Raw genomic sequence first — 10,148 nt, forward strand, 5'->3', positions numbered from 1 at the left:
ACACTCTGATGTTGAAACTTTATGCAAAAATATAACGATTAAATAATATACAATGGTTACAAAACTCATCATGGCCTGTATCTTGTCCGCTACGCTATTGAGCTGCAACGGGCAAAACACAAATACGATCAACTACGCTACCGTCGAACCCCTGCATATCAATCGCTTTGACAAGGATTTATTCCGACTGATCGATACGGGAGATACGACCTTGCAACCCGAACTGGTCAAACAATACCCGGAAATGCTGGATATCATCGGAAAAGGCATATTAAACCTGCAAACCATCGAGACTCCCGGCTTCTTCGAGAAAATGCGGAATTATTACTCGGAGCCTACCTTGAAAGGCTTGTATCGTGACGCTATCACCCAATATGCTTCCGTGGAGGATGTCGAAAAATCCTTGGGATACGGATTCGCCTATCTAAAGAAGAATTTCCCATCGATGCAGATTCCCGCTATCTATATGCATGTATCTGGTTTCAACCAGAACGTATTGGTGGGTGACAGCCTGCTTTCCCTTTCCGTTGATAAATATATGGGAAAGGACTATCCCTTGTATCAGGAATTCTTCTATGACTCCCAGAAATTGAAAATGCAACGCGGACTCGTGGTCCCGGATTATCTAGCGGGGTGGCTCATGTCCGAATATCCTTTCGTAGGAAAAGAGAACGTATTACTGGACCGGATGATTTACGAAGGAAAAATCAAATACCTGCTCTCGCAAGCCTTAGGCGTTCCTGATGCCGCCGAGCTAATGGGATACACCGAACAGGCCCATAACTGGTGCAAGGATAACGAAGGAACGATCTGGAAAGCGATCATCGAGCGCAAGCATCTTTATACCCCGGATCAACTGACGACTTCCCAATATTTCGAGGATACCCCGACCATTTTCCCCGGGAACGACGCTCCCGGGAATATCGGGACTTGGATAGGTTGGCAGATCATCAACCAGTACATGAAGGAGACGGGATCTACCCCGGAGGCGTTGATGCAAAACAACAACGTCCAAGAAATCTTGACCGCCTCAAAATACAAACCCCTATAAACAGGAAAACCGCCCTATTCTCACGAACAAGACGGATAACCTAATCTAACTTAATTCTAATACCATGAAAAACACTATATCTTAATAACAAGGCTTTTTAAAAAAGGTTCAATGGAATGAGATTTTAAACCTCTTATTTACCGCTGAGACGGAATTGGATAACTTTGAGCAAAAACGGGGTGCTAAATATCCATATGCGATACGCTCATGGAGAAATAATTGGGAAGAACTGACCGTGCTCTTTGATTTCCCCATCAAGATTAGAAAGATTATCTATACCACTAATCTTATTGAAAATCTGAATGGGAAAATTAGAAAGCACACCAAAAACAAGCTGTCATTTCCAAATGATGATGCGCTGAAAAAATCTGTCTATCTGCCCATTAACGAAATCGAAAAGAAATGGTACCAACCTATTTGGAATTGGGAATTGGGCATTGATATTTAACCAATTTATTACCATATTTGAAAACAGGATTCAAGTGTAAACCCCGAATCCTGTAGTTTGCTATTTACACAAAATGGCGGACAGTGCCTTAAGGGGGCTAATTTGAGTGGATTTTCCACTCAGTACCTATTTGCAAATTATATCCAGGCTTGCTCTGCCCGCTCCTTATGACATCTTCTTTCATGCGCATGAGGGTGGCACCGGGACTTGTCTTGGAATAGGAGTTCCGCTCTCCATGGGTACCCAAGACGGTTGTGTTAAAGAACATACGATCAGCCCTGTACGGAACGTTCGGAGGAATTATTGTCCGAAGGCACACGTGGATTCCTCAAGAATTTGAGGATATGCTCTTTGTGACTGACCAGGTGGGCCAGGCACAATTGGTGGCAGGCCAACCGCATATTGAAACAGGAACTGTGCCGGTCCGTCACCGGCACATTGCCGGGGAGGCCGTCCGGAAAGTGTTCGTACATGGCATTTTTTCCACGGGAAGGATCTGGGAATATGTATGTGGCCACCTCGTTTTAGAAAACCCACATCCAATGCGATCCGCCGTCCGGATCCTCCCCCGTCTCGTCCGCTCCAACGACGGGGGAGGATTCCACACGCCTCAGGATCTCCCCATAGGCGGACGATGAGCGTTTCTTCATACGGTTCAATATGTCGCTTATGGATGGCTCGGTTCTATACCGTAAAGGTCTTTCAACAAGCACTGTAAACGCTTGAAAGGGACATGTACATTTTGACACATCCCCCTTTATATAAAGTAAATTTTATCCTTGACGAAAATCTTTTAAAACTTTTTGTAATTCTTGTCGAGCGAAAAATATACGGCTCTTAACCGTTCCTAGAGGAACATCCAGTTTATCAGCAATCTCATTGTACTTATAACCGCTCAAAAACATAGAGAATGGAATCTTCAACTCATTATTCAAACCGTTGATTGCTTTCGTGATCTCTTGAATTTGATAAGCACCATCCGGAGAGTCAAAACCTGAGTCATTCACGACATCCAAGTTATATAAGTCGACACCTTGATCTACGACAGTTTGCGTACGAACAATCTTGTGATAATTGTTAATGAAAATGTTACGCATCACAGTCAAGACCCAGCCCTTAAAATTGATATTGTCTACAAATTTTTCTTGATTGTCTAAAACCTTCAGCGTTGTGTCCTGCATCAGATCTTGGGCATCATCCCTATTCGCTGTGAGCATAAGCGCAAAATTCATCATGTTTTCTTGCATGCTCAATAATTTTTTCTGAAATTGCAACGCATTCATATTTTTACTAATTAAATAAAGTTTAATACCGTATAAGTATTACCCTTCAAACATTGAAGGATGCAACAAATGTATAAATTAAAAATGGAGATATACAGTTCTTTGATAAATATTAATATTAAAAATCGTAACTTAATATTTTTGTTGTAAATCTTGCTGAAAATGAGTATTATTTACAAGTCGTACAAGTTGCAGAAATCAACATTCACAACAAACCAGTTACAATTTTCAACTAAATATTAAAAACAAATATAATACAAACAATATGAAACGTTCATTAACAATATTAACAACTATAATATTCATTCTTGCAATCTCTTTTCAATCAGAGGCTAAAGAGAAGTCCTTAATATATATAATTGATATAAAAAAAGAGATCGATAACTCCACATGGATTTACCTTCATAATGGATTATCAGAGGCCAAGCAATTGAACGCTGATGCCATTTTATTGCATATGAACACATACGGTGGATTATTAGAATCTGCTGATTCTATGCGAACGGCTATTTTATATAGTCCTATACCAGTATATGTATTTATCGATAATAACGCAGCTTCAGCAGGTGCTTTAATTTCCATAGCATGCAAGAAAATCTATATGCGGAAAGGGGCGAATATAGGAGCGGCAACGGTTGTCAATCAAATGGGTACGGCTCTACCTGATAAATATCAATCTTATATGCGTTCCATGATCCGTTCGACGGCTGAAGCGCAAGGTAAAGATACGCTTATACAAAACGGCGACACGATCTATAAATGGAAAAGAGATCCTTTAATCGCTGAAGCGATGGTCGATGACAGAGTAATCGTTCCCAACCTCATAGATAGCGGTAAGGTATTGACACTTACCTCTCAAGAAGCACTCAAATGGGGTTATTGCGATAACATTGCCAAAAGTCCGGAACAAGTAATCACAGAATATCTCGGATATAAGGACTATGAGATTAAAAGTTATGAACCCTCATGGTTCGATAATGTAAAAGGTTTCTTTATGAGTCCCATAATACAGGGCTTATTAATCATTATTATCATTGGTGGCATTTACTTCGAGATGCAAACTCCGGGGCTTGGTTTTCCATCCGCCGCTGCGATAATAGCAGCTATCCTTTACTTCGCTCCTCTCTATATGGACGGATTGGCTGAAAACTGGGAAATCCTGCTATTCATTCTCGGTGTTATATTAATAATGTTAGAGATATTCGTCATTCCGGGCTTTGGCATAGCGGGAATAAGTGGAATTATTCTCGTGGTCGGCGGACTTACGATGAGCTTACTGAACAATACTATTTTTGATTTTCAAAACGTATCTGGAATGGATACAGGCAAAGCCGCTTTCACGGTTCTATTAGGGCTAGGTACCGGATTCACGCTTGTTATATGGTCATCAAACAAAATAGGACATAAAGGCCCCCTAAAGAAAATGGCATTAAACGCTGATTTGGAAAAAGCGGTATCCAGCCCCAATTTGGCACAACTGATCGGCAAAGAAGGTACGGCCGCTACCGTCTTACGTCCTTCGGGTAAGGTATCTATCGAAGGAGAATTGTATGATGGCGTATCGGAGTCTGGATTCATCGAAGAAGGGACTCCTATCAAAGTCGTCAGGTTCGAGAATGCGCAAATCTATGTAATCAACCTATAAACGAATCTATGCGATCCGTTTATAGGCGATACATTTATCAATCACGACATATTCCATCGCTCCCATAGCCATCAAATCGCTTAGGATGTTACGGGCCGCATAGTAATTGATATGAGCGATACGGCAAAACTCTTTTATGCTGATATACGGATGCTCATCGAGCCAAGAAAACAGGATCTCGACAGGCTTACTTATTTTCAGCAATGTACCCTCTTTGGTTTTCTGCTTCTTCCACGCTTGCATGAGGACTTCGTTCGCCAATATATTTTCGTCCGCAACTCGAATATAGGCCTTGTATTTATCGTCTTTATCAGGTGCCGTATGCGGTTTCTCATCGCTTGGGGCAATATAAACTTCCAATACGGTCTTTCCGTTGACATTCCAGCGCTTAGCCATAAACGATACCTCGGGATGCGTATACATTTTAGAAGCAGCCTCGATCATATAATATTCTTCCTCACTTCTCACACCAGAAATAGTACCGTTATCCTTCACTCCTATCAGCAGACGCCCGCCATCTGTATTCGCAAACGCACTCAACGTCCGGGCGATCTTCTTGCTATCGCTCACCTCAAACTTAAAATCAAGTTGTTGATGTTCTCCTTGTTCTATAAGCGCTTCAATCGGATGTTTCTTCTTCATTTTGGCTTCTGTTTTGAGACACAAAATTAAAATAAATACCTAACTTTGGCAATCGAAAAAACAATAAACAATGTCTCAGATACCTGCGCTAATATCAGATCTTGCGGTCATACTCATATCTGCCGGATTGGTTACCCTGTTATTCAAAAAGTTAAAGCAACCGGTCGTATTGGGGTATATCGTAGCCGGAATACTCGCCGGACCTTCCATCGAGCAAATACCGACAGTTACAGATGTAGAAAGTATCCGTATCTGGGCTGATATAGGCGTTATCTTCCTATTATTCGCATTGGGACTCGATTTCAGTTTCAAGAAGTTGATGAAGGTGGGAGGAACCGCTGTCATTGGAGCCATAACCATCGTTATAGGTATGATGACAGCGGGATATATCACGGGGTTATCACTGGGATGGGGACATATGAACAGCCTTTTCCTCGGAGGTATGTTATCGATGTCTTCCACGACGATTATCTTCAAGGCATTCGATGACATGGGATTGCGTAACCAACGATTCGCCGGTGTCGTGTTCGGTATCTTGGTGGTAGAGGATCTATTCGCCGTATTATTAATGGTATTGCTTTCTACCGTAGCGGTAAGTAAACACGTGGAAGGCATGGAGATGTTGGATAGCGTAGTCAAATTAGGCATTTTCCTTTTATTCTGTTTCGTTGTCGGGATCTACTTGATCCCCTCTTTTCTGAAAAAGGCAAAAAGCTTCCTAAATGAGGAGACTCTGTTGATCGTGAGCATCGGGCTATGCCTTGGTATGGTTATGATCGCCACAAAAGCCGGGTTCTCATCAGCTCTCGGAGCTTTTGTCATGGGTTCGATTTTGGCAGAGACTATTGATGCTGAACGGATCGAGCATTTGGTAAAACCCGTAAAAGACTTATTTGGAGCGATTTTCTTCGTGTCTGTAGGCATGTTAATCGATCCTCAGATGCTCTGGGAGTATAAAATCCCGATTTTCATTATCACGCTCGTAGTCATGGCCGGGCAGATCTGTTTCGCCAGCTTCGGAGTATTACTGTCAGGACAACCGATAAAAATAGCTATTCAATCTGGTTTCTCATTAGCGCAGATCGGAGAATTCGCCTTCATCATCGCAGGTTTGGGACTATCATTAAACGTGACGGATCAATATCTGTATCCAATCGTTGTCGCTGTATCCGTGATCACGACATTCTTCACACCTTATATGATCCGGTTAGCGGAACCTGCCTACAAATGGGTGGAACGGATCATACCGGAGAATTGGAAACAGTTCTTGGAGCGGTATTCATCCGGTTCCAATACGATCCGCCAAAAAAGTACATGGAATAAGTTACTAAAAGCCTTGGTCCGCATCGTCGGTACTTATACAGCCGTCTGCCTAGTACTTATCTTTCTATGGCTACAAATCGTGACTCCGTTCATCTGTAAACATTTGCCCAGCATCCAAGGAAATCTAATCTCCCTGATCTTAATCCTAGCTCTGATCTCCCCGATGTTGCGGGCGATCATGATGAAAAAGAATCATTCCGTGGAATTCCAGCAATTATGGAACGATAATAAATATAACCGGGGTCCCCTAGTCTCACTTGTAGTCCTCAGAATCCTGCTCTGTATCGATCTCGTCATGCTTCCTGTCGCACGGTTATTGAATGCTGCGCTAGGAATTATGCTGGCGGTCGCTTCTGCTGTCATCGTATTAATGATATTCTCCAAACGGCTAAAGAGACAGTCAATCTTGATGGAACGGCATTTTTTCAGTAACCTTGTAGCGAGGGAAGTGGAACAAGAGCGAAAAGCCCCGATCAACCAGCGTTTCGCAAATCACTTATTAGAACGGGATCTCCATTTAGCGGATTTCGAGGTGAAGCAAAATTCCCCCAGCATGGGAAAAAGCCTGAAAGAATTAAACTTCAGGCAAAAGTGTAACGTAAATATCGTAACGATTATCCGTGGAGAGAAGCGAATCAATATACCGGGAGGAGACGAGCGGCTCTATCCGTTCGATAAATTAGTAGTAGTCGGCGCAGATGATGATCTGGAGCACTTTAGGAAATATCTGGAGGAACGCTACAAGAAATCATACGCCGAGCAATCGAACACAAGAAAGGAAGAGATGAACATGGAGCAAATCATTATCTCGGAAGGTTCCCGATTAATCGGCCGTTCCATCACAGAGTCCGGTATCCGTGATAAAGCCGCTTGTTTGGTTATCGGTATCGAACGTGGAAGTAGCTCGATCAAGAATCCACCTCCCAGTACGGTTTTCGAGGAAGGAGATATTATATGGATTGTGGGCGAGCGGGATAAGTTGATCCAGTTAAGTGAAGGAAAAGTAGTAACCAGTTAACAATACGATATAGAATGATGAAGTTTATAGGAATTATTCCGGCGAGATACGCCTCCACCCGTTTTCCGGGAAAGCCATTAGCAGATATGAACGGAAAGCCCATGATACAACGTGTATATGAGCAAGTAAAGGATGTCTTAGACTCCGTTTGCGTAGCTACCGACGATATCCGCATAGAGAATGCGGTTAAAGCCTTCGGCGGCCAAGTCGTCATGACCTCCGATCAACATCGCAGCGGTACGGACCGTTGCTACGAAGCTTATCAGAAAATAGGCGAAGGGTATGACGTGATTGTCAATATCCAAGGTGACGAGCCTTTTATTCATCCCGAGCAAATCCAGACGATCAAGACCTGCTTCACCGACGCAAACACGCAAATAGCGACATTGGTAAAGCCTTTCCATGCGGACGATGATTTCGAGAGTACCTTATTCAATCCCAATTCCCCGAAAGTCGTACTCAACAAAAACAACGAGGCCATGTATTTCAGCCGATCTATCATTCCTTATATACGGGGTAAGAAATATACGGAATGGTTGCCGAGCCATACCTTTTATAAACATATCGGATTATATGCCTATCGTGCGCAAGTGCTAAAAGAAATCACCCAATTACCTCAATCCGCCTTAGAACTGGCGGAAAGCCTTGAGCAATTACGCTGGTTGGAAAACGGATATAAAATCAAGGTCGGCATCACCGAGCAAGAAACGATCGGTATAGATACACCGGAGGACATGGAGAAGGCCTTGGCTTTCCTCGCCAACCGTTGATCACATGCGATTATTCAATATAATCCGAATAATACCAATAGGTGGAGGAATAACGATCTCGTAATTCCTCCTTTGCTTTTCTATCCGATTTACAATGGATATAATCTTGGTAATCCTGGATAATATCCCGAGGTATCTGATAACCGGAAATCTCCTCATCCGAGCTTTTAGATAAAACTTGTACCAAAGCCTCCTCGTACAAACGGGGTACAAATTCAAATTTTCCTTTATAATAAGTATCGAACGTATTCTTAAAACAATCCAAATTCTCGTTCAATAAATAATAACACAACAAATAATCCAATGCCTGTTTATTTTCCGGATGTTTCGCCACCAAACTCGATAGTACGCCCGGATAATCCGATACGGATAATAGGATGTCGTGCTCTCGGTCCCAATCACTTTTCCTCGGCAAACGTTTCTCCACCGACAAGGTTTCCTCCCCCTTCAACTGTTCTTCCTTCGACCTTGCCCATGAATGATAAAACAACGTCGCATCCAATAAGTTCAGATATTTTCTAGCCTCTTCTACATCCCCACGCCGTATATCAATCTCTACCAACCGCTTAATTTGCCGTACGCTCCTTTGTTTAGGGCTGGACAAGATCCCTTCGATCGCACGATGACGAGCCATATCCATATCTCCCAATTGAAAATACGTCTCATTGCTGAAAAACACAGGAAGTATAGAAGATCTCAAACCGATCGGCAAGAACAAGGCGTCCGCCCCTCGTTGATAATAATCCATTAGGTTCTGGGGCAACTCGTTCTTCTTGGAGAAAGCGATATTCCTATAATAACTTATCAAGATATCCGGAGAATCAAATCCGGCAGATAAATCCAAGACTCGCTCCCAATCACCCCTATAGACCGCTTGGTCTACTGCCAAAACCTTTTCCCGCTTCCAGTTCGTACTCGCTATAACAAATGAGAAGAATCCAAATACAACAGCCAAAAAGGTAATAAGCAAGCTATGCCGATTTAAGCGCACCCTACGTATACTCTTAATTTCCAAAGCGAATATCTCTAAAATCAACGCCATGGCTGGAAAATATACGCTCAAACCATCCACATGGGAATATTTATAAGCCTCCTCAATGTTCAATCCATAAAAATGACACATGAACAACGGATATAAATAACTCGATAACAGAAGAGAAAGCCAGAACCACCACCGTTTCCTATTCTTGGCTCCCTCATAGAATATCACCATCAAGGAGAAGACAAGCAGCCGGCTACCGACCATGCTATAAATTATGGGAAGAAGTATAAAAGCCACCCAAACAGATAGCTGCTTATTCTTGATCCGGATGTATCCCAAAAAGAACCATAGCACAAAAATAAACGAAAGCGTAGATGCTATACTATACGACAACCGGCAAATCAATCCCCACTCTAACGCTACCGGAAACAATGCATATACGGAGACCATATTACCACCCCCGAACTTGCGTAGAACCCGCATAGAGAAGTACCATAAGAGCAACAATACGCATGTCACGATCAACGGACCTATCACAGTCAAATGAAAGAACTGTATCAAGAAATTCCCCACATAACAGCTCAACCAAGCCGGCTCATCCCAAAACGAGATAAAATAATCGATGGTATACAAAAAAATCCTCATCTGCTCTTTGATGAACAAATGGTTTGGGTAAATCCATTGAAAGAATGCAAAGCATACTACGAAGAATATTCCCGCTATTACCCACTGAAGCAATCGTTCATTTTTTGTCATTGACAAAACCTCTTTTTATAACCTCCCTAATTTCTTCAATATAAAAAAATCGATTTCCTCATCAATCTTTTGAATACAAAACAATGCAAACAAACAAAAAGTTTTGAATAAACATAAAAAGACAAATAGAATCACGATCAAGAGGCTTTGTTTTTCAAGTAGAGGAACGAAGATATGAAGTGCACCCCAAAAGTTAGACACAAAACTTTTGGAGTGCATTTTTTATGAAG

General features: G+C 42.2%; 8 protein-coding genes and 1 pseudogene. 5 read left to right on the top strand and 4 right to left on the bottom strand.

All coding sequences use genetic code 11. The features are described from left to right. Nucleotides 1–52: 52 nt before the first annotated feature. Both E5342_RS17995 and E5342_RS18000 read left to right on the top strand, forming a co-directional pair. Nucleotides 53–1,051, top strand: coding sequence for a gliding motility protein GldB (locus E5342_RS17995; RefSeq protein WP_121735019.1), 999 nt, complete (start codon nucleotides 53–55; stop codon nucleotides 1,049–1,051). A 154-nt stretch (nucleotides 1,052–1,205) separates the two neighbouring features. Next, nucleotides 1,206–1,539 (top strand): annotated as a pseudogene (locus E5342_RS18000) (transposase); the annotation flags it as partial. Between the two features lie 484 nt (nucleotides 1,540–2,023). Here the strand turns inward: E5342_RS18000 and E5342_RS20055 are convergent. Next, nucleotides 2,024–2,149 (bottom strand): hypothetical protein, encoded by a 126-nt coding sequence (locus E5342_RS20055; protein WP_282593910.1) that lies wholly within the window; start codon nucleotides 2,147–2,149, stop codon nucleotides 2,024–2,026. Nucleotides 2,150–2,272: 123 nt separating this feature from the next. After that, nucleotides 2,273–2,782, bottom strand: coding sequence for an RNA polymerase sigma factor (locus tag E5342_RS18005; RefSeq protein WP_121735023.1), 510 nt, complete (start codon nucleotides 2,780–2,782; stop codon nucleotides 2,273–2,275). A gap of 265 nt (nucleotides 2,783–3,047) precedes the next feature. Here E5342_RS18005 and E5342_RS18010 point away from each other — a divergent pair, with 265 nt between their 5' ends. Next, entirely contained in the window at nucleotides 3,048–4,427 is a 1,380-nt protein-coding gene (locus tag E5342_RS18010) for an NfeD family protein (RefSeq protein WP_121735024.1), read from the top strand. 6 nt (nucleotides 4,428–4,433) lie between these two features. On the opposite strand, the gene E5342_RS18015 is transcribed toward E5342_RS18010, so the two are convergent. Continuing rightward, nucleotides 4,434–5,069, bottom strand: a complete 636-nt coding sequence (locus E5342_RS18015) for an AlbA family DNA-binding domain-containing protein (protein ID WP_121735025.1) — start codon at nucleotides 5,067–5,069, stop codon at nucleotides 4,434–4,436. Nucleotides 5,070–5,139: 70 nt separating this feature from the next. Between E5342_RS18015 and E5342_RS18020 the strand changes: the two genes are divergently transcribed. Together E5342_RS18020 and kdsB are read left to right on the top strand one after the other, a co-directional pair. Then, nucleotides 5,140–7,410 carry a cation:proton antiporter gene (locus E5342_RS18020; protein WP_135959990.1) on the top strand — a complete coding sequence of 757 codons (2,271 nt, stop codon included), beginning with the start codon at nucleotides 5,140–5,142 and terminating at the stop codon, nucleotides 7,408–7,410. Between the two features lie 17 nt (nucleotides 7,411–7,427). After that, on the top strand, nucleotides 7,428–8,180 hold the full coding sequence (gene kdsB / locus E5342_RS18025) for a 3-deoxy-manno-octulosonate cytidylyltransferase (RefSeq protein WP_135959992.1): 753 nt from the start codon (nucleotides 7,428–7,430) through the stop codon (nucleotides 8,178–8,180). A gap of 10 nt (nucleotides 8,181–8,190) precedes the next feature. On the opposite strand, the gene E5342_RS18030 is transcribed toward kdsB, so the two are convergent. Next, nucleotides 8,191–9,918, bottom strand: coding sequence for a DUF6057 family protein (locus tag E5342_RS18030; RefSeq protein WP_135959991.1), 1,728 nt, complete (start codon nucleotides 9,916–9,918; stop codon nucleotides 8,191–8,193). Nucleotides 9,919–10,148 lie beyond the last annotated feature (230 nt).

The sequence above is a fragment of the Parabacteroides distasonis genome (assembly GCF_004793765.1).
In the GTDB taxonomy this organism is placed as follows: domain Bacteria; phylum Bacteroidota; class Bacteroidia; order Bacteroidales; family Tannerellaceae; genus Parabacteroides; species Parabacteroides distasonis_A.

Coding starts and splice junctions, on each gene's coding strand:
- E5342_RS18020 (WP_135959990.1), top strand. CDS start 5,140: ATGTCTCAGATACCTGCGCTAATATCAGATCTTGCGGTCATACTCATA.
- E5342_RS18005 (WP_121735023.1), bottom strand. CDS start 2,782: ATGAATGCGTTGCAATTTCAGAAAAAATTATTGAGCATGCAAGAAAAC.
- kdsB (WP_135959992.1), top strand. CDS start 7,428: ATGAAGTTTATAGGAATTATTCCGGCGAGATACGCCTCCACCCGTTTT.
- E5342_RS18010 (WP_121735024.1), top strand. CDS start 3,048: ATGAAACGTTCATTAACAATATTAACAACTATAATATTCATTCTTGCA.
- E5342_RS17995 (WP_121735019.1), top strand. CDS start 53: ATGGTTACAAAACTCATCATGGCCTGTATCTTGTCCGCTACGCTATTG.
- E5342_RS18030 (WP_135959991.1), bottom strand. CDS start 9,918: ATGACAAAAAATGAACGATTGCTTCAGTGGGTAATAGCGGGAATATTC.
- E5342_RS18015 (WP_121735025.1), bottom strand. CDS start 5,069: ATGAAGAAGAAACATCCGATTGAAGCGCTTATAGAACAAGGAGAACAT.
- E5342_RS20055 (WP_282593910.1), bottom strand. CDS start 2,149: ATGAAGAAACGCTCATCGTCCGCCTATGGGGAGATCCTGAGGCGTGTG.